Consider the following 23,073-nt stretch of genomic DNA (forward strand, 5'->3'; position numbering starts at 1 on the left):
ACGCCGTTGAATAGAAATCTACTTTCCTTACGTGGTTATGCAACCTTGTGGAGCAACGATGACCTTGAATAGCAGTGTTAACATCTCTTCCAAACAGCCCGATGTCGGCACGACGATTTTCAGCGTCATCGGCCAGCTATCGGCACAACATAAAGCCATCAACCTGTCGCAGGGCGCGCCGAATTTTCCATGCGATCCCCATCTGGTTGAGCTGGTCAGTAAAGCCATGCGCGAAGGCCATAACCAATATGCCTCTTTGACCGGTTTACCCGCGCTGCGTGAAGCGCTGGCCGAAAAAGTCGAGACGCTTTATGGCCAGCGCTACGATGCGGGTAGCGAAGTGTTGATCACCGGCAGCGCTAGCCAGGGAATTTACATGGCAATTTCTGCGCTGGTGCACCCTGGCGACGAAGTGATCTTCTTCGAGCCGGCGTTCGACAGCTATGCGCCAGTGGTGCGTTTGCAAGGCGCAACCCCGATTGGCCTGAAATTGCAGGTGCCGGATTTTGCGATTAACTGGGATGAGCTGCGTGCCACCATCACGCCGCGCACCCGCATGATCATTATCAACACCCCGCACAATCCGAGTGCACAGGTGCTGACGCCAGCCGACCTGGAACAGCTGGCAGCCTTGACCCGCAACACGGATATCGTGGTGCTGTCCGACGAAGTCTACGAACACATTCTGTTTGATGGTCGTGCCCACTGCGGCATGGCTACCCATCCGGAACTGGCGCAGCGCAGCGTGATCGTTTCCTCCTTTGGCAAAACGTTCCACGTCACCGGCTGGCGTGTGGGTTACGCGCTGGCACCGGCCGCGCTGATGGAAGAGATTGTAAAGGTGCATCAGTTCATGATGTACGCCGCCGATACACCGATGCAGGTGGGTTTTGCGCACTATCTGCAGAATCCGCAAAACTACCTGCAGCTGTCACCGTTCTATCAGGAAAAACGCGATCGCCTGCTGTCTTTGATGCAAGATTCGCCGTTTAAGCTGCTGCCGAGCGCGGGATCCTTCTTTATGTTGGCCAGTTACGGACATTTCAGTGACGAAAGCGACAGTGAAATGGTAAAACGTCTCATCGTCGATCACGGTGTGGCCACCATTCCGTTGTCGGCGTTTTATATGGACGGCACTGACAATAAATTAATTCGCCTGTCATTCGCGAAAGACGACGCAACACTGCAGGCTGGCGCGGAAGCGCTGTGCCGGGTTAAAGGGTAATTAGGGGAAGAATAATGAAAAAATTAAACGCACTGTTTGTGGCGCTGGGCATGCTGACCTCAGCACACGCACTGGCACAAGAAACCTTACGCTACGGTCTGGAGTCACAATATCCGCCGTTTGAAAGCCGCAACGCACAGGGCGAGCTGGAAGGTTTTGATATCGAACTGGGTAAAGCAATTTGCCAGGTCGGGAACTTTGACTGTAAGTGGGTGGAAAGCAGCTTTGATGCGCTGATCCCGGCACTGCAGGCGAAAAAATTTGATGCGATCAACTCGGCGATGAACATCACCGAAGCGCGTGCCAAAAACATCGACTTCACCAAACCTATCTACCGCATTCCCACCATGCTGATCGTCAAAGCGGGTGAGAAGTTGCTGCCAACCGCCGAGTCGCTGAAAGGCAAAAACATCGGTGTGTTGCAGGGTTCTATCCAGGAAACTTACGCTAAGAAGCACTGGGAGCCGCAGGGTGTGACCGTGACCTCTTATCAGGACCAGAACCAGGTTTATAACGACATGGTTGCGGGCCGCCTTGATGGCACGCTGGTGATGTCTGCCGCAGGTCAGTCTGGTTTCCTTGATAAGCCACAGGGCAAAGGTTTCGCCTTTGTCGGCAAGCCGGTTGAAGATGACACCATCCTCGGTTCAGGTATCGGTTTTGGTCTGCGTAAAGGTGATGCAAAGCTGAAGGGTGAACTGGATGCGGCTATCACGAAAGTGCAGGCTGACGGCACCATCACCAAGCTGGCGGCGAAATTCTTCCCTGGCATTGATGTGACCGCAGCGAAATAACATCAAGCGCCATACTGGCGCGCTGCTCCGTTAAAACCGGATTGAATTAAGGCTGCCATTGTTCACCCATGGCAGCCTTTTTCGTTTACGTCGGAGTCGGTGACATCGCCTCTCAGCGGTTGCCGAGCCGCGGACAGCGTTAAGATCTGCCGGTAAAGATCGGGCTTATTTCGCCGCCAGATAACACAGCGCTTCGGCTACCTGATACGATTTCACAAACGAGGGCACCGGTAAAAACTCGAAGCGTGAATGGAAATTGTGTGCGCCGGTAAAGAAGTTCGGTGTCAGCAATCCTTTTGCCGATAAAGCCGCACCGTCTGTGCCGCCGCGCATCGGGATGACTTTCGGCTCCACACCCACTTGTTCGAGCGCCGCAAATATCAAGTCAATTGCACGACGATCTTCCCCGATGGCATTACTAATGTTGCTGTAGGTGTCGTTAATGGTGAGTGAAACATGCCCGGTGGGATAAAGCGCGGCGATCTCATCTGCGACTTCCACCAACTGCTGTTTTTTCTGGTCGAAACCCTGTAAATCAAAGTCGCGAATCGATGCCTTCAGCACCGCACGGCTGGCATTGGCATTGATATCGTTAAACCAGATATAGCCTTCACGACCTTCGGTATGCTCTGGCGTGGCCAGGCGATCGAAACGTGAAATGAAGTCGTGCGCCATCAGCAGTGGGTTAACCAGCACGCCTTTGCCGGACATCGGATGCGCCGGCACGCCGGTAAACACCAGTTCCGCCGCCGCCGCATTAAAGTTCTCATACACCACTTCGCCCAGCTCACAGCAATCGATAGTCCAGGCAAAATCGACGTTAAAGCGAGTGTCCAAATCCAGCGCTTTGGCACCGCGCAGCCCAATTTCCTCATCCGGTACAAATGCCACCACGATGTCGCCATGATCGCCTTTCAGATTCTCCATCAACGTCATTACCACCGTCACCGCCGCTTTATTGTCGGCGCCGAGCACGCTAGTGCCATCGCTAAAGATGATCTCCTGACCGTGATAGGGCGCAATCTCCGGGTGTTCCGCTACGCGCAGCCAAATATCCTGCTGCGTGTTCAGACACAAATCATCTCCGTTAAACGTCAGGGTTTGCGGGTGTATATCCGCTGACAAACCCACGTCCACCGTGTCGATATGGGTAATAAAGCCGATGCGTGGTGCATCTGGTCGATTGCCCGGTTTCACCGCCGTCACCGTCGCATGCTGATCGATGACGATATTCTGCAGCCCAAACTCACGCAGTTCCTGCGCCAGCAGCTCCGCCATCGCATGTTGTGAAGGGGTGCTGGGCAGCGTGGTGGATTTGGCATCGCTCTGGCTGGAAACCGCCAGATAACGGTAAAAACGTTGGGTCAGTTGGCGAGCGAGTTGGTCTGTCATCACATTTCCTTATTAGCTTTGCGCGATGTGCATTACACACCTCGGATAAATCGTGTTATTTATCAATAAATACCGATGCGGGCTCATGGAAGTCAACAAAAACGAGGATCACAATGAAAAAGATGATGGCAAAGTTCACACTCAGTGCGTTGTGTTTAGCGGTGGCAGGCGGGGTATCGGCAAAAACGCTGGTTTACTGTTCTGAAGGTTCGCCTGAGAATTTCAATCCGCAACTTTACACTTCAGGTACCAGCGTTGATGCCAGCGCAGTGCCTATTTTCAACCGTTTGGTGGACTTCAAGCCCGGCACTACGGAACTGGTGCCAAGCCTGGCTGAAAGCTGGGATATCAGCCCGGACGGCACGGTTTACACGTTTCACTTACGCAAAGGGGTTAAATTCCAGAGCAACAAACTGTTTAAACCCTCGCGCAACCTGAATGCCGATGACGTGATCTTCTCGTTTATGCGTCAGATGGATGCCAAAAATCCCTACCACAACGTCTCCGGTGGCAACTACAGCAATTTCGATAGCCTGGAACTGGCGAAGCTGATCAAGAATATAGAGAAGGTGGATGACAATACGGTGCGCATCACGCTGGCGCATGCGGAAGCGCCGTTCCTCGCAGATTTGGCCTGGTACTTCGCCTCCATTCACTCTGCGGAATATGCCGATCAGATGCTAAAAGCGGGCACACCAGAGAAAGTCGACATGGAGCCGATCGGCACCGGTCCCTTTGAGCTGGTGCAATATCAAAAAGACTCACGCATCCTCTACAAAGCCTTCCCGGATTACTGGCAGGGCAAAGCGAAACTGGATCGCATTGTCTTCTCCATCACCCCGGACGCCTCGGTGCGCTATGCCAAGCTGGAGAAAAACGAGTGTCAGGTGATGCCGTTCCCGAATCCTGCCGATCTGGAAAAAATGCGCAGCAACCCGGATCTGACGCTGGAGCAGAAGTCGGGGCTCAACACCGGTTTCCTGTCGTTCAATACCACCAAAGCGCCGTTGGATAACGTGAAAGTCCGCCAGGCACTGGCGATGGCCATTAACAAGCAGGCGATTATTGACGCGATATTCAAAGGCACTGGCACGGTGGCGAAAAATATTCTGCCGCCGGGTGTCTGGAGTGCAGATAAGGATCTGAAGGATTATGATTATGATCCGCAGAAAGCCAAAGCACTGCTACAGGAAGCAGGTATCAAACCTGGCACTGAAATCGCGCTGTGGGCGATGCCGGTGCAGCGCCCTTATAATCCAAACGCGCGACGAATGGCAGAGATGATTCAGGCCGATTGGGCGCAGGTGGGCATTAAAGCCAATATCGTCAGTTATGAGTGGGGTGAATACCTGAAGCGCGTGAAGGGCGGCGAGCATCAGGCGGCACTGATGGGCTGGACCACGGCGACGGGCGATCCGGATAACTTCTTTGGCCCGCTCTACAGCTGCACCTCGGCCAATGGCGGCTCCAACTCCTCCAAATGGTGCTATCAGCCGTTCGAGAAGATCATCACTGAAGCGCGTGCGGAGCAAAATCACGACAAGCGCGTCACGCTGTATCGTGAAGCACAGCAGATCATGCACGATCAAATGCCTGCGGTGATGATCGCTCATTCAACGATTTTCGAGCCGGTGCGCAAAACGGTGAGCGGATATACCGTCGATCCGTTTGGTAAACACATTTTCTATCCGGTCGATATTAAGAATTGATGACGGGCAAGTGCCGCTCAAAGGCGGCACGTTGTGTTGAGCGCGCGTGGCGTGTCAAGGCTTCCAGCGTTGACGCAATGGTTCCTCCAGCGCGTTCATTTGCTGCAGTAAAAACGTCATAAACACATTCAGGGCGGCACTGCGAGGTCGCCCTGATTGCGCCTGTAACTGCAAGTTGCGCTGACTCAATTGATCGATCCCCACCGAGCGCAATATCAAGCCGTGCGTTTCCGCTTCTTGTAATACGGTAAAGGCACTGCAAATCGTCAGAGCCAGCGGAGTGCGCAGCAGAAAGTGGAACAACGTTGAGAAGGTATCGCAGGTGATCACCGGTTCAATCAAATTACCGCTCATGTGGCTCGCCAGCTCAAACAATTGGCGCACGGTGGTGTTCTGCTGCGGCAAAGCCAGCGGATAGTGGCTGACATCGTTCAGGGTCACGTGTGCGGCGCTGGCCAGCGGATGGCTCTGATGCATCACCAGCAGCACCGGGGCGGGCCAGGAACCGATGACTTCCACGCCGCGTTCAGCGTGCAGGCTGAATTGCAGTGCCAGATCGCACTCGCCGCTGCGCAGCAGTTCAGCGACACCTTGCGTACTTGCCACTTTGATATCAAACAGCACGCCGGGATTATCCTCACGGAAGGCGGCAATCATGCGCGGCAGCAGCGTAAAGGCTAATCCATCGGTACAGGCCACGCGAATCAGGGTGCGTCGCACGGCCTTCAGCCCCTTAATTTCTGCCAGCGCGTACTCCATCTCCAGCATCGTTTTGCGTACGTGATGTGCGTAAATTTCGCCGGCTTCATTCAGCACCATCCCGCGCGCATGCCGGTCAAACAGGGGCACGCCCACCTGGTTTTCCAGTCGCTGAATTTGTCTGCTGATGGCAGACACCGCCACAAACAGCTGTTCACTGGCCGCGCTGAGCGAACCGGTATTGGCAACGGCCAGGAAATAGCGGATTTCATTGCTTATCATGCGGATGCCTCATGCTGGTGCATGCCTCTAAATCGGGCAGCGGAGCTTTGCCAAAAAAGCAAATCATACTCGATAAATTGATAATTGTGGCAAAGCAAGGTTTCCGCAAAGATGACAAAACCAAAATACCAATAAAAGACATGCAAACATGACAGCACAACAAGCGGTACAACAAGCCACCGCCTGGTTCGACAGCGGGGAATTTCAGGAAACATTGGCCCGACGTGTGGCGCAACGCACCGAAAGCCAGCGCCAGGATCGCGACAACGAATTACAGCGTTACCTGCAGGATGAGATTGGCCCACAGCTCATCGCGCTGGGCTTCACCTTACATTTTATCGACAACCCTGAAGCCGCCCATCGCCCGTTCCTGGTGGCGGTACGCATCGAAGATCCGGCACTGCCGACCTTGTTGAGTTACGGACATGGCGATGTGGTGTTCGGTGACGACGAAAACTGGCGTGAGGGGTTATCGCCATGGCAGTTAGTGGAAGAGGGCGACCGTTGGTACGCCCGTGGCAGCGCGGATAATAAAGGCCAGCACTGCGTGAACCTCGCGGCACTCGAACAGGTGTTCAAGGCACGCGGTGGACGACTTGGTTTCAACTGCAAAATGCTGTTTGAGATGGGTGAGGAGATCAGCTCGCCGGGCCTGGCTCAACTGTGCCAGCATCATGCTGAACTGCTGAAAGCCGATCTGTTTATCGCGTCTGACGGCCCGCGTCTCAATGCGGTGCGCCCAACCCTGTTCCTTGGCTCCCGGGGTGCGGTGAACTTCCGTCTCACCGTTACCGCGCGTGACAACGCCTATCACTCCGGTAACTGGGGCGGCTTATTGACTAATCCAGGCACACAGTTAGCCAACGCTATTGCTTGCCTCGTGAACGAAAAGGGCGTGCTGCAGGTTGAGGCGCTGAAACCTGACTCTCTCACTCAACAAGTGCGCGACATCCTCAGCGACATCGAAGTGGGCGGGATGCCAGGGGATCCCGAGATTGATACCACCTGGGGCGAGCCGACGCTCTCTCCGACAGAAAGACTCTACGGCTGGAATACGCTGGAAGTCCTCGCATTCCTGACGGGCAATCCGGCACGTCCGATGAATGCGATTCCCGGTGAAGCCACGGCGGTGTGCCAACTGCGCTTTGTGGTCGGCACCGATTGGGAAAACCTGGCTCAGCATGTGAGCGAGCATCTGGCGCAGCACGGTTTTGACTACGTGAAAGTGGAGTTTATGCGCGGGTCACCGGCCACGCGACTCGATCCTACCGATCCGCTGGTGGATTGGGTGCTGGCGAGCATGGCAGAGACCAGCGGCAAAAAACCGGCGTTGCTGCCGAATCTCGGCGGCTCACTGCCGAACGAAGTATTCTCTGACATTCTCGGACTGCCGACATTGTGGGTGCCGCACTCTTACCCGGCCTGCGGTCAGCATGGCGTCAACGAACATATGCTGAAGTCGATTGCGCGTGAAGGTCTGCAAATTATGACACGCCTGCTGTGGGATCTTGGCGAGCAAGGTAGCGAGCTGGTGGCTAAACACCGTCAGCACGCAGGAGGTGCTGCATGAATACGCTTAACACAGCTGCCCCATTGAGCAGCACCAAACCGAATCTGCATAAAACGCTGTTTGCCACCTGTATCGGCAATGCGCTGGAGTGGTTTGATATTGCGGTGTATGGCTTCTTTGCCAGCTACATTGCCCATGCTTTCTTCCCTACCAGCGATCCCTCCGTCTCCTTGCTGCTGACCTTTGGCAGCTTCGGCGTCTCGTTCCTGATCCGTCCACTGGGCGCGATTGTGCTCGGCAACTATGCCGATCGCCACGGGCGTAAAAAGGCGCTGCTGCTGTCGATCAACCTGATGATGTTGGGCGGTGCGGTCATCACCTTTATGCCGAGCTATGGCAGTATTGGCCTGATAGCGCCGCTGCTGATTTTACTGGCGCGTCTGGTGCAGGGCTTCTCGGCGGGGGGTGAATTCGGTAGCTCGACAGCGTTTCTGGTCGAGCATTTCCCGGAGCGCAGGGCGTTTATCGCCAGCTGGCAGTTTGCCACCCAGGGCGCAAGTACCTTGCTGGCCTCGGCGTTTGGTCTGGGACTGACGCAGATCCTCACGGAAAGTCAGATTCAGGATTGGGGATGGCGTATCCCGTTTGCCTTCGGTCTGCTGATTGGCCCATTGGGCATCTATATCCGCCGTCATGTGCATGAGCCTGCCAGTTTTGAAGCGCAAGCGCCTGAGGCCGCTCCGCTCAAGCGCCTGTTTGGTCGTCAAAAAGAGCTGATGCTGCTGGCGATTGGCCTGATGGTGATCTCCACCGCCGTGAACTACATGCTCAACTACGTGCCAACTTACGCTACCAAAAACCTGCATCTGCCGGGTTCTGCCGCGTTCACCGCGACGTTGCTGGCAGGGGTGATCCTGACGGTGGTGACGCCGCTGATGGGGCTGTTGGCGGAGCGCGTGGGCCGCGTGCCGTTGATGTGGGGTTCGCTGATCATGCTAATCGTCACCATTTATCCGGCGTTTAAGCTGGTGGTGAATCACACCACGCCGACCACCTTGATCATTCTGGTGTGCTGGATGGCGTTGCTGAAATCGATCTATTTCTCGACGGTCCCGTCAGTGATGGCCGACCTGTTCCCCATTGGCACTCGCGCCAGCGGCATGGCGATCAGCTATAACGTCGCGGTGACGGTGTTTGGTGGTTTTGCACCGCTGATTTGTACGCTGTTGATCAGTGCCACCGGCACCAGCCTCGCGCCAGGCTATTACCTGATGGCGATGTCGGTACTGAGTGGCTTAGCCTTGCTGCGCAGCCAGAAGCGCATCGCGTAATGACGGTTGAGTGAAACAGCTTTGCGCCGTACCTGAAGGCGAACAGCTTAGAAGTGTGGCTGCGCGTGCCATTGCGCAGCCTTCAAAAGGCGCCATTCCTGGTGCAGTTTCACCTCATGGCAATGCCTGGCTGGCAGCTTATCCAGCCAGGTACTTTACTCAGGAAAACTGCAAATAGGCCACGTGGGTTTGCAGATACTCTTCCAATCCATGACGTCCATCTGCACCACCGATACCCGATTTGCGCCAACCCGCATGGAAACCTTGCATCGCCTCGAAGTTCTCGCGGTTGATGTAGGTCTCACCAAACTTCAGCTGACGCAGCGCAATCATCGCCGTGTTCAGATTTTGCGTGTAGACCGAAGAGGTCAGGCCATATTCACAATCGTTAGCCAGCGCGACGGCTTCATCCAGAGTTTTAAAGGTCATCACCGGTAATACCGGCCCAAAGATCTCTTCGCGCATGATCTCCATCTCCTGACGCACACCGGTAATGATCGTCGGTTCGAAGTAGAACCCTTTGTCGCCCACGCGCTTGCCACCCAGAACCACTTTTCCGCCCTCAGACACCGCTTTGGCCACTTTCTGCTCCACGCGTTCCAGTGCGGCGGCGGTGATCAGCGGACCCATGTCGATATCGGTTTGCTCGGCTGGGTTGCCAAACTTCACCTGTTTCATTGCTGCAGTCAGTGCGCTGATGAAGCGATCATAAATGCCTTCCTGGACGTACACGCGTTCCGCACAGTTGCACACTTGCCCGGTATTGATTACGCGAGAGCTGACAATGGCCTTCACAGCGAGATCCAGGTCCGCATCATCCATCACAATGGCTGGCGCTTTACCGCCGAGTTCCAGCGACACCTTGGTGACGTTTTTCGCGGCGGCTTGCATCGTAGCAATGCCCGCACCCACGCTGCCGGTCAGGCTCACTAAACCGACCTTCGGGTTGGCGGCCATCTCCTGACCGACTTCGGGGCCATAGCCAAACACGAAATTGATCACGCCTTTCGGCAGGCCGATCTCATGAATGATCTGCGCAAAAATCGCTGCATTGTTAGGGGTGAGTTCACTGGGTTTGATGGCGATAGTGTTGCCGGTAATCAGCGCCGGAGCGGCTTTACGCGCAATCAGGAAGAAGGGGAAATTCCAGGGCAGGATACCTGTGGTGACACCGATGGCTTTCTTGAACACGAAGATATTTTCATTTGGGCGATCGCTATTGACGATTTCACCTTCATAACGCCGCGCCCATTCGGCCATGTAGTCGAGGTAATCTGCGGTGAACAGCACTTCAGTCTGCGCCAGCCCCTGAGTTTTACCGCCTTCCGCCACGATGGTGGCCGTCAATTCGGGTTCACGCTGGCGGATACCAGCAGCAATTTTACGCAACCAGTTACCGCGCTCAATGGCGGGCAATGCTTCCCAGGCGGGTTGTGCTGTTTCTGCCGCTGCAATCGCCTGCGCTGCATCTTGCTGTGTGCCTTGTGGCACCCGCGACAGCAGCGCTTCAGTCGCTGGATTGATGACCTCAATCCACTTATCGTTCTGATCGTTTACAAACGCGCCATTAATGTAATGTTGATGGTGTGTTGTCATCTGTAGGGTCTCCGCGATCGGTTTCGTTAGCATGGTGTGAATCGAGAGTGAAACAGATCAAGGTGTAGCACCTTTTTGTCAGTGCCAGAGCGGATGACGGGATGGCAGAGAAGGGAAGAACGATACGACAGACGCAGCATTCCTGATGAAATGCCGCGTATTCAGCGTGTTAGTAAGAAAAAATTTTATGCAGAAAGATCAGGAACCCGGCACCGCCGCGCCGCTGGCGATAAACCAGGCGAGGAAACTGACGCCAGCAATGATGATGGCAATAGGGAAGAGCAATCCGATTTTCATAGATATCCTGATCGTTAAGCGAGTTGAACAATGGCGCGATGGGTTTTCATCATACTGAACAGCTGAAATTGGCTGGCGTCATCCACCTCGCGCAGATGTTCGCCTTTCTGATAACGAATGCGGTGAATATGACCGAGTTGACGCCACACCACGATGGCCGAAGCCAGCAGGGCGCAGTTCTCTTCGCTCTGGATGCAGTCAAGTGTGGCGTAACGCTCTTCATCCAATCCATTAATGAAAACGTTCAACGCCTGAGGCGGCACAATGGCGCGGATATCATCCAGCATCACGCGGCTCACCGGCTGCGACAACAGCAGCGTCAACCTTTTGCTATTCATCTCATTCCTTCGTTGCGATGATTTTTCCAACGTTATACGGAATTCGCCACGTCGGGGAAAGCTCATCGGGCGGCTTTGCGTGACTGCCATGTTAAACAGCAGGCTGGCAGTCAGTCAAAAACTGTGTCGATCAACACAACAAAAATAAAAAATATCCTCAATAATAAGTAACTTATAAAAACCAGCCCGATTGATGCCTGCAAATGCAATTTTGTGATCCTCATGTTGAAGACCCGCCGAATTTTGCCAGCACCGCGCGCTTTCCGGCAGCCATCCAAAGGCTGATGAAAAGCTGCGCACCGTAGACTGCTGCTAATCGGGAAACTGTCAGTTTCCTGTGGGCCTCAACCTTACGAAGGAATAACAATGAACAGTGCCATTCTTGCCGGTATTTTATGGCATCTGGTGGGTGCCGCCAGTGCCGCATGTTTTTATGCTCCGTTTAAGCAGGTAAAAAAGTGGTCATGGGAAACAATGTGGTCAGTCGGCGGCGTGATGTCATGGCTGATACTGCCCTGGGCGGTCAGCGCGGTGCTGCTGCCCAACTTCTGGGCGTATTACGGTAGTTTTAGCTTCTCGCAGCTGCTGCCGGTGTTTCTGTTTGGTGCCATGTGGGGCGTCGGGAATATTAACTATGGCCTGACCATGCGTTATCTCGGCATGTCGATGGGCATTGGTATCGCCATCGGTATCACGCTCGTGGTGGGCACCCTGATGACGCCGCTGTTGCAGGGACGCTTTGTTGAGCTGTTCAGCTCGCCGGGCGGACGAATGACGTTGCTAGGCGTACTGGTGGCGTTGGTGGGTGTGGCGATCGTTTCACGTGCCGGTTTGTTGAAAGAGCGAGCACTCGGCATCAATGCAGAAGAGTTTAATCTGAAGAAAGGGCTGGTGCTGGCGGTACTGTGCGGCATCTTCTCAGCCGGAATGTCTTTCGCGATGGATGCGGCGAAACCGATGCATGAAGCGGCAGCCAATCTGGGTATCAATCCATTGTACGTAGCCTTACCCAGCTATGTGGTGATCATGGGCGGCGGCGCGTTAGTGAATCTGGCCTACTGCTTTATCCGCCTGGCGATCAAACCGGAACTGTCGGTACGCCGCGATTTTTCAGTGGCAAAACCGATGCTAATGGCCAACGTGGCATTCGCCGTGCTCGGTGGCACCATGTGGTATCTGCAGTTCTTCTTCTACGCCTGGGGCCACGCGAAAATCCCTGCGCAATATGACTTTGTCAGCTGGATGCTGCACATGAGCCTGTATGTGCTGTGTGGCGGTTTAGTCGGCCTGGTGCTGAAAGAGTGGAAAGCAGTAGGGCAGCGCCCGGTTCGCGTGCTGTCGTTGGGTTGTGTGGTGATCATCATCGCGGCCAACATCGTTGGATTAGGCATGGCCAACGGTTAATTAACTCGCCTTGCTATAAAAGCCTGACGCACGGCAAGGTGCATCAGGCTTTTATTTTATCGTTAAGGGAGGCTTGCTGAGGAAGAAAGCGCTGGCGCCAGGCACTCGGCGTCAAACCGGTATCCCGCGTAAATACGACCGAGAAGTAATTGCTGTCATCAAAGCCGCAGCGTGCGGCCACTTCACTGATTAAACAATCCTGCGTGCGCAGCAAATATTTTGCCTGGCACAGCTGTAGCTGCCGCAAATAGTGTCCCACCGTCATGCCGGTTTGCTGGCGAAACAGCTGCTTCAGTGCACGCTCATTTAATTCATTTTGTTGGCAAAAATCGGCTAAGTCGAACGGACGATGCAGTGCACCCTGTAAGGCAGACATCAGCAAATCAAGCTGTTCACCTTCCGGCAGCGCCCATGGACGGTCGGCGGCATAACCATGGCGACGCAAGATCAACGCCAGCTGCAGGAACAGGGCTTCAGAGAGCTGAATCGACAACGAATCGCTTTTACGGCTTTCCCGTTCCAGCTGGCTGATTACCCCTCGTGCCAGCGCCATGCCGCGCGTGGTTAAGCGCCAGCAACCTGGTGCATCATCGTCCTGCGGGGGCAGCAACTGGCTCCAGTCCAGACTCAGGCGAAAGCGATCGCGGCAATAGAGGATGTTATCCAGCGCCAGATTGTTGACGCTGTCATAGCTGTGGCAATCATTGTCACGGATATAGAACACATCGCCGCAGGTGATCAACCACGGGCGGTCATTGAGCACGTGCAAGCCGTTACCGCGCCAGACGATCACAATTTCACTGAATTCATGACGATGCGGTGGGAAGGAGGGCTGAGGCATGCGTTCGGCCACCGCAATCGGCAGATTGGTGGCCGGGAAATAGTCTTCGCGCGTCAAAATCAGCGACATGGTAACCACTCCAATTACAACATCTGCTGGCGCTCCGCTCGGGGCGCGCAGCCAAATTCCCGCCGAAACAGCGTGGAGAAGTGGTTGCTGTCACCGAATCCACACTGATAGGCGATGTCCGTTATGCGCATATCGCTATGACGCAATAAATGCCGGGCCTGCAATAAACGCAGCCGATTCAGGTAGCGCTGCGGGGTATTGCCGGTTTGCTGCTTCATCTGGCGATGCAGGGTGCGCAGCGAAAGCGAGAAGCGGTCGGCCAGCGCATCCCATTCAATATCTTCACTGTAGTGCTCATTGAGCCAGTCAAGCAACCGATGCAGGCGTGCTTCCTGATCCTGCGCCTGATCGTTGTGACCGGCTTCGCGCAACAGCACCAGCAGTTGCAAGAACAACTGTTCCTGATGCGCCTGACGCTCCAGCGACCAGACATCCTGCTGTTTCATCTGCGTCACAATCTGCAGCGCCTGCGCCATCACCTTGTGATTGATACGCCAGTGCGACAGATAGCTGCCGTTTTCATCTCCGGGCAGCAATGATTGTAAACCGGAGAGAAAACGAAACGCTGCCGGGCTGCGATACAGCACATTGGTCAGGCACAGATTCTCTGTTTGTTCATACAGATGGCGATCGTGATCGCGTACAAAGCACACGCAACCGGCGCACAGGGTCTGCGGTTGGCCGTTAAACACGTGAATACCGGAACCTTGCTCAACCAGTACGATTTCATGGAAATCATGATGATGCTCAGGAAAGGCCTGCTGCGGTACGCGCGGCTCAATGGCAATCGCGTAGTTTCCTTCCGGAAAGAAATCAGCACTGTGCAGAACGGTCATGATGCGCCTCTCGATTAACAATTTTGTAACCGAGTCTACGCAGGCGCTGTGCACCTTACCTTGAAATTTAAACCGCACAGCGCAGGAAAATGGCGAATTATTCAAGATCGGCCAGGTGATTGATGGAATTGCGGTAAAGCTCACAACTCTGTTGTTCCACGGTTCTGTGAGCTTTCTCACGATCATCTTTGCCAGCCTGCCAGCGACTATCACGCGCTGGCAGTAAGGGGAAGGTGGCGAGGCGCCTGTATTTATACGCTATAGCCATCTCATCACAGGAAGAAACGCCATGAGTATGCGTAACATTGTTGCCATTGATTTAGGCGCATCCAGCGGGCGCGTGATGCTCGCACAATGGACCTCTGCTAACCAGCGCATCACCCTGCGTGAAGTGTGCCGTTTTGCCAATCAGCGTATTCGTCGCGCCGGTTATGACTGCTGGGATCTCGACAGCCTGGAGCAGGCGATTCGCGCAGGATTGGCGCAATTAGATGATGAGGGCATCGTGCCGGATAGCATCGGCATTGATACCTGGGGCGTGGATCTGGTGCTACTGGATGCCAACGGAGAACGCATTGGCGAAACGGTCAGTTATCGTGACTCGCGCACCGATGGATTGATGGCGCAAGCGATCAATGAGCTGGGCAAAGCCGCCATTTACCAGCGCACAGGTATCCAGTTTCTGCCCTTCAATACCCTGTATCAGATGCGTGCGCTGCACCAGCAACAGCCGGACTGGCAGGCACAGGTTAAACATGCACTGATGATCCCGGATTATCTGCATTATCGTCTGACCGGCAACATGAACTGGGAGTACACCAACGCCACCACTACGCAGATGCTGAACATTGAAACTGGCGAGTGGGATAGCGAGTTGCTGTCGTGGGCAGGGATCGAAGCCGACTGGTTTGGCAAACCGACTGCACCGGGCAATACCGTAGGCAACTGGAACAATGCCAGCGGTAAAAAAATTCCGGTCGTGGCCGTTGCCACGCACGATACCGCCAGCGCAGTGCTGGCCACGCCGCTCATGCAAGACGACGCCGCTTATCTCAGCTCTGGCACCTGGTCCTTAATGGGCATAGAAAGTCTGCAACCCTGCGTAAGCCGCACTGCGCTCGATGCCAACATCACCAATGAAGGAGGCGCGGAGGGCTATCGGGTGTTGAAGAACATCATGGGCCTGTGGTTGTTACAGCGCGTTTGCGGTGAATTGCACATTTCAGATCTCTGCACATTGATTGACGCAGCGGAAAATGAACCTGCCTGTCGTGCCCTGATCAATCCCAATCATCCGCGTTTTATCAATCCTGCCAGCATGGTGCAGGAGATTCAGGACGCCTGCGCCGAGCAGCACATGCCGATTCCACAAAGCCCTGCAGCGCTGGCGCGCACCATTTTCGACAGCCTGGCGCTGCTGTATCGCCAGGTGATAGGCGAACTGGGCAACCTGCGCGGAGCACCGATTCGCCAGTTACATGTGGTTGGCGGTGGCAGTCAGAACCCATTACTGAACCAGTTATGCGCCGATGCCTGCGAAATGCCGGTGCTGGCCGGTCCGATTGAAGCCTCAACGCTCGGTAATGTCGGCTGTCAGCTGATGGCGTTAGGTGAACTGCGCGATGTGGCCGAACTGCGCCGCTGCATCGACAAGAATTTCCCGTTAGAAACGTTTGTACCTCAGAACGCCAGCATCTTCGCTGCCCACCAGGCACGCTTTGCGGCACTGAGCCAACCTGCTAAGGAACTTGCATATGACAAAGCTGATTGAACAAGCCTTTGAACTGGCGAAACAACGCTACGCGGCGTTGGGTATTGATGTGGACCAGATCATGACGAAACTGGATGGCATCTCGGTGTCCATGCACTGCTGGCAGGGGGATGATGTTCGTGGCTTTGAAAACCCGAATGGCGAACTGACGGGCGGCATTCAGGCCACCGGTAACTATCCGGGGCGCGCTCGCAATGCAGATGAACTGCGCGCTGACATCGAGAAAGCAATGTCACTGATCCCCGGCGCCAAACGCCTTAATCTGCACGCCATTTATCTGGAAAGCGACACCCCAGTTGAGCGTGATGCCATTGAGCCGAAGCACTTCAGCGGCTGGGTAGAGTGGGCAAAAGCCAACAAATTAGGACTGGATTTTAACCCCAGCTGCTTTTCGCACCCGCTGAGCGCCGACGGCTTTACGCTGTCCCATGCGGATAAAAGGATTCGCCAGTTCTGGATCGACCACTGCAAAGCCAGCCGCCGTATTTCAGCGCACTTTGGTGAACAGCTCGGGACGCCATCGGTGATGAACATCTGGGTGCCGGATGGCATGAAAGATCTCACCATCGATCGTCTGGCACCGCGCGAGCGTCTGGCCAGCGCGCTGGATGAGGTGATCAGTGAGAAGCTCGACCCCCGTCATCATATTGATGCGGTGGAGAGCAAACTGTTCGGTATCGGCGCGGAGAGTTACACCGTGGGCTCCAACGAGTTTTGCCTCGGCTACGCCGCCAGCCGTCAAACGGCGCTGACGTTGGACGCCGGACATTTCCATCCAACCGAAGTGATTTCCGACAAGATATCCACTGCCATGCTGTATGTGCCGCGTTTGCTGCTGCACGTCAGCCGCCCGGTACGTTGGGATAGCGATCATGTGGTACTGCTTGATGATGAAACCCAGGCCATCGCCACGGAGATCGCCCGCCATCAACTGTTCGACAAAGTGCATATCGGCCTGGATTTCTTTGACGCCTCGATAAACCGCATCGCAGCCTGGGTGATTGGCACCCGCAACGCCAAAAAAGCGCTGCTGCGCGCACTGCTGGAACCCAGCGATCAGCTGCGGAAATGTGAGCAGGAAGGGGATTACACCGCGCGTCTGGCGCTGCTGGAAGAGCAGAAATCGTTACCCTGGCAGGCGGTCTGGGAAGCCTGGTGTCTGCGCCATGATGTGCCTGCCGATGCCAGCTGGCTGAGCGAAGTGCGTCACTATGAACAACAAACATTGCGTCTACGTTAAGGGATCGACCATGCAAAATATTCTCTCTTCTTCATTCGTTCAGGACATGGTGAAGGCGACCAGTGATATGTGGCTGAAAGGCTGGGATGAGCGCAATGGCGGCAATGTCAGCCTGCGTTTGCTGCCGGAGGAAGCGCAGGCCTGGTCAGCTGATTTTTATGCCGAACCGCGCTGTATTGAGTTAACCCAACCGGCGCCGGCCCTGGCCAACGATTGGTTCCTGGTCACCGGTTCTGGCAAGTTCTTCCGTAACGTCCAGCTTGATCCTGCCGACTGTCTGGCGCTGTTACAGGTGGACGACAAAGGGCTGTCATACAAAATCCACTGGGGGCTCAGCAACGGCGGGTTACCGACCTCGGAACTGGCGGCGCATTTCCAGTCGCACAGCGTGCGTAAGCAGGTATCCAACGGGGCTGACCGCGTGATTATGCACTGCCATGCCACCAATTTTATGGCGTTGAGTTACGTGGTGAATCTGGATTCCGCTCGTTTCACGCGTTTGCTATGGGAAGGCAGCACCGAATGTCTGGTGGTGTTCCCGGATGGCGTCGGTATCCTGCCGTGGATGGTGCCGGGAACCGATCAGATTGGTCAAGCCACCGCCGATGCCATGGCCTCACACAGCCTGGTGATGTGGCCATTCCACGGCATTTTCGGTGCCGGTCCGAATCTGGATGAAACTTTTGGCCTGATCGACACGGCCGAGAAGTCTTCTGAAGTGGTGGTCAAAGCCTTGTCGATGGGCGGGATTCGCCAGAGCATCACCACCGAACAGCTGGTGGCACTCGGTGAACGCTTCAGTGTTCAACCGTGGCAAGCTGCATTGGATGCGGAGCGCAGCGATGTTGCGTAAAGCCTTTGTGATGCAGGTGCATGCGCACTGTCATGATGAATATCTGCGTCGCCATTCACCGATCTGGCCTGAGCTGGAGCAGACGTTGAAAGCCCACGGCGCGCACAATTATGCGATCTGGCTCGATGCGGAGCGTAATTTGTTGTTTGCCAGCGTGGAGATTGAATCAGAAGCGCGTTGGGAGGCGGTCGCAAACACCGAAGTGTGCCAGCGTTGGTGGGCATCCATGAAAGATCTGATGCCATCGAATGTGAACAATAGCCCGATCAGCCAGGCGTTGAAACCGATGTTTTTTATGCCGTAAGGCTTTCAAACATGGCACTTTGGTGCAAGTCAGGGGCGGCCTGGAGGTCGCACCTGACTTCAGGATGAGAAAACATCACGGGTCAGTATGCTATGACGCATTTAACGCGCAGTAGCCTGCCAGAGCGGGCCAGATGGCCATCTGCGTATCGACTATTCCATCGAGATCGTCACGACTTGCGCCTTCACGGGCGCGCACCGACATGCCTTGCAACACGCAGGCCAGATAGCTGGCCAACGTACCGCTGTTGGCACACTGCGGCAATTCACCGCGCTGCTGCCGGCCATCCAGAAATTGCTGCAAAGCCCGTTCCTGCGCATGATGCTGCTTAGCCAGCATCTGTGCAATCTCGTCTGAGCCTGAAGAGAGCGCACTGGACGTGCAGATAAAGAAACAGCCAGCGGGCTTATCGCACTCGGTAAAACAGGCTGCAGTGGCACGGAAATAGGCTTCAATCGCGGCTTTGACATCGAGTGTTTCATCGTTAAGCACCTGTTGACGCTGCGCGCTGAAAGTGTCGATATAGCGCTGCATTGCTGCGCGGAACAAGCCTTCCTTATTCTCAAACTCCGCGTAAAGCGTCGGCGCTTTCGCCCCCGTCGCGTTCACCAAATCTGACAACGAGGTGCCTTCATAACCGTGCGCCCAAAACAACATTAATGCTTTATCCAGCGCATCGTTGCGATCAAATACTTTGGGGCGACCACGCGTTTTGCGATTAAGCGTGTCGGTCATTTGCGTCATAGGGACACCTCACTGTATGAAGAACATGTGATTAAATTACCGATCGCTAACTAAATATGCAAGCGCAGCCGACATTCTCCCTCATTCACTTTGCCCGTTTGTGCTTTACCTGCGGCACAACACTCGTATCGATAAGTGAAAAAGGGCGCTAAAGCCCATAATCACGCCACTTCCAAATAAAATAATGACCGTTAATAAAATGATTGACGAGATACCCGCTTCGGCGCTAGCATTTAATTAACGGTTGTTAACTTAATTCAGCCGACCCCTTTCATCTGCATAAGAGAGACGATCATGAAAAGCATCAAAATGGTATTAGCCGCAGTCGCACTGTCATCCATCGCGTTTGGTAGCATGGCTGCCGAATTAGTGAATCAGGCACCATTGAACCAGCAGCAAATTGGTGTGGTCAGTGCATCAGGTAGCACTAACCTGACTTCACTGGAGCATCAGCTATCGGAGAAAGCGAGTGCTGCCGGAGCAAAGTCGTTCCGCATCACTTCGACCTCTGGCAACAACAAGCTAAATGGCACAGCGGTAATTTATAATTAATCACCAAAGCGCAAAGAATGGCGCAGGGGCGCACCGATATGTGTGCCCCTGGTCGTAAAGCGAATTATCCGTTAGAGCGGAGTTGCGGATACCGACGGAAGATGGTGATACACCAGAACAACGCAACCAGTCCAATTAACCCACCTACGTTACCCACATCCGACATTTTCATATGCAGGCTGACCTGGTTACCCAACAGGGCACCCGCACCAATCCCGATGTTATAAATGCCTGAGAACAATGACATCGCCACATCAGTGGCATCCGGTGCCAGTGACAGCACACGAACCTGCATCGCCAGGCCTATCATCATCATTGCCATGCCCCAGAAAATGCACAGCAGCGAAATGGCTGCCGGGCGCACGGCGGCAAACAGCAAAAGCCCCATACTCAGCGTGATGATGCCAATTGCGGCGAGTAACATCGCTGAGGGGAATTTGTTGCCCAGCGTACTGAACAGCACGCTGCCGATAATCCCGGCGGAACCGAACAGCAACAATAGTAAGGTCGTGAAGTTCTCATCCGCATTCGCGACCACCTGCATAAAGGGTTCGATGTAGCTGTAAGCGGTGTAGTGCGCGGTAACCACCAGCGTCACCAGAATATACATTGCCACCAGCGCCGGACGGCGGAACAGCATCGGTACGCTACTCAGTGAGCCAGTGTGCTCGCTCGGCAGACGTGGCAGTATCCGCACCAGCAAAATCAACAGTACCAACGCTGACAAGCCGATCATGCCGAAAGTGGTGCGCCAGCCGAGATATTGCCCAACGATACGGCCAATGGGCACGCCCAACACCATCGCCAATGCGGTACCGGTTGCCAGCATACTCAACGCCTGGGTTTTCTTGCCAGCCGGTGCAACTCGAATCGCGAGTGACGCGGTAATCGACCAGAACACCGCGTGCGCCAGTGCGATGCCGATGCGCGAAATCACCAGCGAGGTGAAATCCCATGCTACGGACGAAAGCACATGGCTGGCGATAAACAGAATGAACAACACCGACAGCAGCAGGCGGCGTTCAATATTACGCGTCAGCAGCATTAACGGCAGGGATAACAGCGCAACGACCCATGCATAAATGGTCAGCATAATACCGACATCGGCGGTCTTCATGGCGTAGCTCGCCGCGATATCCGACAACAGGCCAACAGGGACAAATTCAGTGGTATTAAAAACAAAGGCGGCAATCGCCAGCAGCACAACGCGTAGCCAGGCTGTTTTACGTGAGACGGTAGTTGGTTGCATGGGGTTCAAATCGATCTGACAGCGAGTGAGGGGGCGAAACGAGCCCGGTTAAGTGACCTGCATCACAAATTGGGGCTATTGTGGAGCATTAATGAGCGGATGAAAACCATATAGACCGTTTTTATTCCTGAATATTTTTTATCGCTGGAGGCCAGGTTAATAGCCTGAGGTTATTATCAATTCTTGCTTTTTGGCTAAAGGGTGAAAGCAGGCAAGAACCATCAAGGCGTAGCGCTTTACGATCCCGTGATGAGGAAGTCGGCTGTTTCTTTATGAGAACGATGTGACAGCCGTACTTAACATCACGCCTTAAGCGCTACGCGATTGTCAGACCAGCATTATCAGAGTTGCACCATGTGTTTTAGCGCCACGCTATGCTGAGTGGTCAGGCTTTTTTTTACCGCCACCGGACAACAATGCTCGCATCCCATCGCACTGGAATAAAATTTACGGGCTTGTTGAATGGCGGCAGTGGCCGTGTAGAAAGTCCCGAGAAAGCGCCGTGCACCATCAGAAGGGAGGAACGGGCAGCCTGTTGCATGTACCACATGGTTGTCGTTATAGCCTGCATGCTTATCGACGTAATAATAGAGTTGCATCTAACGTCCTCATTGCTGTGAAAAAAGAAAATCTAACTATTGTTGGAATAAAATGGATTATAGCGACGAATTGTCGTTTTGTTTTAAGTGGGACTATTTGAAAGCGCGATTCTGACGGCTTAAACGAGAAGCGGGGCGCAGCGGCCCCGTTGTTTAGATGAAAGGTATTACAGTTTTCGGCACTGCAAACGCCAGCCGACGAACAAGGCCAGCAACAGCAACACAGTGATGAACAGTGTCACGCCCGTCCAGCCATAGCTGTGCCAGAACACACCGCCTAGCGTGCCCGCCACGCTGGAACCCACGTAATAGCTGAACAAATAGAGTGACGAGGCCTGGCCCTTGGCGCGGCGCGCGCGCGGACCAATCCAGCCGCTGGCAACAGAGTGCGCGGCAAAAAAGCCCGCCGTAAACAGCATCATACCGGGCAGTATCAGCCAGAGAGAATGAAAGGCGGTGAGCAACAGTCCGGCCAGCATAATAGCCGTGGCGCTAATCATCACCGGACCACGACCAAAGCGACTGGTCATCGCGCCCGCTTTGGGAGAACTCCAAGAACCGGTCAGATAAACTACCGACAGCAGGCCCACCACCGCCTGGCTCAACGACCAGGGGGCGCTCAACAAACGGTAGCCGATGTAATTAAACAGCGTCACAAACGCGCCCATCAGCAGGAAACCTTCTGCGAACAGGAAGGGTAACCCTTTGTCGCGCCAGTGCAGCCGGAAGTTAATCAACAAGCTGCGCGGACGTAACGAGGCGGGACGGAAATGACGTGACGCCGGCAAAATCTTCCAGAACATCAGTGCGCCCGCCAGCGAAAAGCAACCGATCACCCCAATCGCCACACGCCATGAGAAGAAATCGGTTAGCACGCCGGTCAGCAAGCGACCGCTCATGCCGCCAATGGAGTTACCGCTGATATACAGACCCATGGAGAAGGCAATGACGCGGGGATGTATCTCTTCACTCAAATAGGTCATACCGACCGCTGCAACGCCACTAAGAGACAAACCAATCAGCGCACGCATCATCAGAATGCCTTGCCAGCTGGTCATGGTGGCCGAAATCAGGGTGCAAATGGCAGCGAGCATCAAGGCAGTGACCATCACCGATTTACGCCCGATGGCATCGGATAGCGGGCCGGTCACCAGCAAGCCCAGCGCCATCAATCCCGTGGAGAGTGACAGTGAAATACTGCTCTCAGCGGGAGAGACGCCAAACTGCTGCGACAGCACGGGCAGAATCGGCTGAACACAATACAGCAGTGCGAAGGTGGCCAACCCTGCGGAGAATAATGCGAGAGTGACACGCATAAACTGCGGTGAACCACGCTCAATCCATTCTGAGGGGGCGACGGTTGAAGCAGGCTGAACGGACAACTCGTCTTCATGAATTGTCACTGCCTGGGAAGAGCGACTCACGGAATATCCTTAGA

At 54.6% G+C, this 23,073-nt stretch carries 23 protein-coding genes; 12 read left to right on the forward strand and 11 right to left on the reverse strand.

Annotated features, from left to right (window positions below; all coding sequences use genetic code 11):
* The first annotated feature begins 58 nt into the window (after nt 1–58).
* Complete coding sequence (locus LH22_RS12110; RefSeq protein WP_034830903.1) at nt 59–1,225, forward strand: methionine aminotransferase; 1,167 nt, start codon at nt 59–61, stop codon at nt 1,223–1,225.
* Between the two features lie 14 nt (nt 1,226–1,239).
* Nucleotides 1,240–2,019 (forward strand): transporter substrate-binding domain-containing protein, encoded by a 780-nt coding sequence (locus LH22_RS12115; protein ID WP_038646858.1) that lies wholly within the window; start codon nt 1,240–1,242, stop codon nt 2,017–2,019.
* A gap of 165 nt (nt 2,020–2,184) precedes the next feature.
* Here LH22_RS12115 and pepT read toward each other — a convergent pair whose 3' ends face one another.
* Nucleotides 2,185–3,411 carry a peptidase T gene (gene pepT / locus LH22_RS12120; protein ID WP_038646861.1) on the reverse strand — a complete coding sequence of 409 codons (1,227 nt, stop codon included), beginning with the start codon at nt 3,409–3,411 and terminating at the stop codon, nt 2,185–2,187.
* 113 nt (nt 3,412–3,524) lie between these two features.
* Between pepT and LH22_RS12125 the strand changes: the two genes are divergently transcribed.
* Nucleotides 3,525–5,120: an ABC transporter substrate-binding protein gene (locus tag LH22_RS12125; RefSeq protein WP_038646863.1), complete on the forward strand. Its 1,596-nt coding sequence runs from the start codon at nt 3,525–3,527 to the stop codon at nt 5,118–5,120.
* A 54-nt stretch (nt 5,121–5,174) separates the two neighbouring features.
* On the opposite strand, the gene LH22_RS12130 is transcribed toward LH22_RS12125, so the two are convergent.
* Nucleotides 5,175–6,101, reverse strand: coding sequence for a LysR family transcriptional regulator (locus LH22_RS12130; protein ID WP_038646865.1), 927 nt, complete (start codon nt 6,099–6,101; stop codon nt 5,175–5,177).
* Nucleotides 6,102–6,112: 11 nt separating this feature from the next.
* Here LH22_RS12130 and LH22_RS20605 point away from each other — a divergent pair, with 11 nt between their 5' ends.
* Genes LH22_RS20605 through LH22_RS12140 form a run of 3 tightly spaced genes read left to right on the forward strand, consistent with a single transcriptional unit; the run spans nt 6,113 to nt 8,942 of the window.
* Nucleotides 6,113–6,253: a hypothetical protein gene (locus tag LH22_RS20605; protein WP_156102796.1), complete on the forward strand. Its 141-nt coding sequence runs from the start codon at nt 6,113–6,115 to the stop codon at nt 6,251–6,253.
* Nucleotides 6,250–7,671, forward strand: a complete 1,422-nt coding sequence (locus LH22_RS12135; RefSeq protein WP_038646867.1) for a M20 family metallopeptidase — start codon at nt 6,250–6,252, stop codon at nt 7,669–7,671. Before LH22_RS20605 ends, LH22_RS12135 begins: the two co-directional genes overlap by 4 nt.
* Nucleotides 7,668–8,942: an MFS transporter gene (locus tag LH22_RS12140; RefSeq protein WP_038646869.1), complete on the forward strand. Its 1,275-nt coding sequence runs from the start codon at nt 7,668–7,670 to the stop codon at nt 8,940–8,942. Before LH22_RS12135 ends, LH22_RS12140 begins: the two co-directional genes overlap by 4 nt.
* A gap of 159 nt (nt 8,943–9,101) precedes the next feature.
* On the opposite strand, the gene aldA is transcribed toward LH22_RS12140, so the two are convergent.
* The 3 genes from aldA to LH22_RS12150 all read right to left on the reverse strand — a co-directional run bounded on the left by aldA (nt 9,102) and on the right by LH22_RS12150 (nt 11,173).
* On the reverse strand, nt 9,102–10,538 hold the full coding sequence (gene aldA, locus LH22_RS12145; RefSeq protein ID WP_038646871.1) for an aldehyde dehydrogenase: 1,437 nt from the start codon (nt 10,536–10,538) through the stop codon (nt 9,102–9,104).
* Nucleotides 10,539–10,736: 198 nt separating this feature from the next.
* Nucleotides 10,737–10,835 carry a YoaK family small membrane protein gene (locus LH22_RS20610; RefSeq protein ID WP_141399000.1) on the reverse strand — a complete coding sequence of 33 codons (99 nt, stop codon included), beginning with the start codon at nt 10,833–10,835 and terminating at the stop codon, nt 10,737–10,739.
* A gap of 14 nt (nt 10,836–10,849) precedes the next feature.
* On the reverse strand, nt 10,850–11,173 hold the full coding sequence (locus tag LH22_RS12150) for a hypothetical protein (RefSeq protein WP_038646873.1): 324 nt from the start codon (nt 11,171–11,173) through the stop codon (nt 10,850–10,852).
* Between the two features lie 366 nt (nt 11,174–11,539).
* On the opposite strand from LH22_RS12150, the gene rhaT reads away from it, so the two are divergent.
* Nucleotides 11,540–12,577: an L-rhamnose/proton symporter RhaT gene (gene rhaT / locus LH22_RS12155; protein WP_038646875.1), complete on the forward strand. Its 1,038-nt coding sequence runs from the start codon at nt 11,540–11,542 to the stop codon at nt 12,575–12,577.
* Nucleotides 12,578–12,620: 43 nt separating this feature from the next.
* On the opposite strand, the gene rhaR is transcribed toward rhaT, so the two are convergent.
* The gene (rhaR, locus tag LH22_RS12160; RefSeq protein WP_038646877.1) at nt 12,621–13,487 is read right to left on the reverse strand and encodes an HTH-type transcriptional activator RhaR; all 867 of its coding nucleotides are present in this window, start codon (nt 13,485–13,487) and stop codon (nt 12,621–12,623) included.
* Between the two features lie 14 nt (nt 13,488–13,501).
* Entirely contained in the window at nt 13,502–14,323 is an 822-nt protein-coding gene (rhaS, locus tag LH22_RS12165) for an HTH-type transcriptional activator RhaS (RefSeq protein ID WP_038646879.1), read from the reverse strand.
* A gap of 289 nt (nt 14,324–14,612) precedes the next feature.
* On the opposite strand from rhaS, the gene rhaB reads away from it, so the two are divergent.
* From rhaB to rhaM, 4 genes are read left to right on the forward strand one after another with little or no spacing between them, the layout of a single operon-like run.
* Nucleotides 14,613–16,094 carry a rhamnulokinase gene (gene rhaB / locus LH22_RS12170; protein ID WP_038646881.1) on the forward strand — a complete coding sequence of 494 codons (1,482 nt, stop codon included), beginning with the start codon at nt 14,613–14,615 and terminating at the stop codon, nt 16,092–16,094.
* Nucleotides 16,078–17,334, forward strand: a complete 1,257-nt coding sequence (locus tag LH22_RS12175; protein WP_038646883.1) for an L-rhamnose isomerase — start codon at nt 16,078–16,080, stop codon at nt 17,332–17,334. Before rhaB ends, LH22_RS12175 begins: the two co-directional genes overlap by 17 nt.
* A gap of 10 nt (nt 17,335–17,344) precedes the next feature.
* Nucleotides 17,345–18,187: a rhamnulose-1-phosphate aldolase gene (gene rhaD / locus LH22_RS12180; RefSeq protein ID WP_038646885.1), complete on the forward strand. Its 843-nt coding sequence runs from the start codon at nt 17,345–17,347 to the stop codon at nt 18,185–18,187.
* On the forward strand, nt 18,177–18,491 hold the full coding sequence (rhaM, locus tag LH22_RS12185; protein WP_038646887.1) for an L-rhamnose mutarotase: 315 nt from the start codon (nt 18,177–18,179) through the stop codon (nt 18,489–18,491). Before rhaD ends, rhaM begins: the two co-directional genes overlap by 11 nt.
* A gap of 90 nt (nt 18,492–18,581) precedes the next feature.
* Here the strand turns inward: rhaM and LH22_RS12190 are convergent, their stop codons facing one another.
* Nucleotides 18,582–19,235 (reverse strand): TetR/AcrR family transcriptional regulator, encoded by a 654-nt coding sequence (locus LH22_RS12190; protein WP_038646889.1) that lies wholly within the window; start codon nt 19,233–19,235, stop codon nt 18,582–18,584.
* Nucleotides 19,236–19,529: 294 nt separating this feature from the next.
* Here LH22_RS12190 and bhsA point away from each other — a divergent pair, with 294 nt between their 5' ends.
* Entirely contained in the window at nt 19,530–19,787 is a 258-nt protein-coding gene (gene bhsA / locus LH22_RS12195; protein WP_038646891.1) for a multiple stress resistance protein BhsA, read from the forward strand.
* Nucleotides 19,788–19,851: 64 nt separating this feature from the next.
* Here the strand turns inward: bhsA and LH22_RS12200 are convergent, their stop codons facing one another.
* The 3 genes from LH22_RS12200 to LH22_RS12210 all read right to left on the reverse strand — a co-directional run bounded on the left by LH22_RS12200 (nt 19,852) and on the right by LH22_RS12210 (nt 23,059).
* On the reverse strand, nt 19,852–21,036 hold the full coding sequence (locus LH22_RS12200) for a sugar transporter (protein WP_034831177.1): 1,185 nt from the start codon (nt 21,034–21,036) through the stop codon (nt 19,852–19,854).
* Between the two features lie 341 nt (nt 21,037–21,377).
* Nucleotides 21,378–21,635, reverse strand: a complete 258-nt coding sequence (locus LH22_RS12205) for a hypothetical protein (RefSeq protein WP_038646892.1) — start codon at nt 21,633–21,635, stop codon at nt 21,378–21,380.
* A gap of 167 nt (nt 21,636–21,802) precedes the next feature.
* Nucleotides 21,803–23,059, reverse strand: coding sequence for an MFS transporter (locus LH22_RS12210; RefSeq protein ID WP_038646894.1), 1,257 nt, complete (start codon nt 23,057–23,059; stop codon nt 21,803–21,805).
* Nucleotides 23,060–23,073: the final 14 nt, after the last annotated feature.

Source organism: Pantoea rwandensis (genome assembly GCF_000759475.1).
Taxonomy (GTDB): Bacteria; Pseudomonadota; Gammaproteobacteria; order Enterobacterales; family Enterobacteriaceae; genus Pantoea; species Pantoea rwandensis_B.

What these genes read in the sequence shown, in the direction of transcription:
- LH22_RS12110 (WP_034830903.1), top strand. Translation starts at nt 59, where the DNA reads ATGACCTTGAATAGCAGTGTTAACATCTCTTCCAAACAGCCCGATGTC.
- LH22_RS12115 (WP_038646858.1), top strand. Translation starts at nt 1,240, where the DNA reads ATGAAAAAATTAAACGCACTGTTTGTGGCGCTGGGCATGCTGACCTCA.
- pepT (WP_038646861.1), bottom strand. Translation starts at nt 3,411, where the DNA reads ATGACAGACCAACTCGCTCGCCAACTGACCCAACGTTTTTACCGTTAT.
- LH22_RS12125 (WP_038646863.1), top strand. Translation starts at nt 3,525, where the DNA reads ATGAAAAAGATGATGGCAAAGTTCACACTCAGTGCGTTGTGTTTAGCG.
- LH22_RS12130 (WP_038646865.1), bottom strand. Translation starts at nt 6,101, where the DNA reads ATGATAAGCAATGAAATCCGCTATTTCCTGGCCGTTGCCAATACCGGT.
- LH22_RS20605 (WP_156102796.1), top strand. Translation starts at nt 6,113, where the DNA reads ATGCTGGTGCATGCCTCTAAATCGGGCAGCGGAGCTTTGCCAAAAAAG.
- LH22_RS12135 (WP_038646867.1), top strand. Translation starts at nt 6,250, where the DNA reads ATGACAGCACAACAAGCGGTACAACAAGCCACCGCCTGGTTCGACAGC.
- LH22_RS12140 (WP_038646869.1), top strand. Translation starts at nt 7,668, where the DNA reads ATGAATACGCTTAACACAGCTGCCCCATTGAGCAGCACCAAACCGAAT.
- aldA (WP_038646871.1), bottom strand. Translation starts at nt 10,538, where the DNA reads ATGACAACACACCATCAACATTACATTAATGGCGCGTTTGTAAACGAT.
- LH22_RS20610 (WP_141399000.1), bottom strand. Translation starts at nt 10,835, where the DNA reads ATGAAAATCGGATTGCTCTTCCCTATTGCCATCATCATTGCTGGCGTC.
- LH22_RS12150 (WP_038646873.1), bottom strand. Translation starts at nt 11,173, where the DNA reads ATGAATAGCAAAAGGTTGACGCTGCTGTTGTCGCAGCCGGTGAGCCGC.
- rhaT (WP_038646875.1), top strand. Translation starts at nt 11,540, where the DNA reads ATGAACAGTGCCATTCTTGCCGGTATTTTATGGCATCTGGTGGGTGCC.
- rhaR (WP_038646877.1), bottom strand. Translation starts at nt 13,487, where the DNA reads ATGTCGCTGATTTTGACGCGCGAAGACTATTTCCCGGCCACCAATCTG.
- rhaS (WP_038646879.1), bottom strand. Translation starts at nt 14,323, where the DNA reads ATGACCGTTCTGCACAGTGCTGATTTCTTTCCGGAAGGAAACTACGCG.
- rhaB (WP_038646881.1), top strand. Translation starts at nt 14,613, where the DNA reads ATGAGTATGCGTAACATTGTTGCCATTGATTTAGGCGCATCCAGCGGG.
- LH22_RS12175 (WP_038646883.1), top strand. Translation starts at nt 16,078, where the DNA reads ATGACAAAGCTGATTGAACAAGCCTTTGAACTGGCGAAACAACGCTAC.
- rhaD (WP_038646885.1), top strand. Translation starts at nt 17,345, where the DNA reads ATGCAAAATATTCTCTCTTCTTCATTCGTTCAGGACATGGTGAAGGCG.
- rhaM (WP_038646887.1), top strand. Translation starts at nt 18,177, where the DNA reads ATGTTGCGTAAAGCCTTTGTGATGCAGGTGCATGCGCACTGTCATGAT.
- LH22_RS12190 (WP_038646889.1), bottom strand. Translation starts at nt 19,235, where the DNA reads ATGACGCAAATGACCGACACGCTTAATCGCAAAACGCGTGGTCGCCCC.
- bhsA (WP_038646891.1), top strand. Translation starts at nt 19,530, where the DNA reads ATGAAAAGCATCAAAATGGTATTAGCCGCAGTCGCACTGTCATCCATC.
- LH22_RS12200 (WP_034831177.1), bottom strand. Translation starts at nt 21,036, where the DNA reads ATGCAACCAACTACCGTCTCACGTAAAACAGCCTGGCTACGCGTTGTG.
- LH22_RS12205 (WP_038646892.1), bottom strand. Translation starts at nt 21,635, where the DNA reads ATGCAACTCTATTATTACGTCGATAAGCATGCAGGCTATAACGACAAC.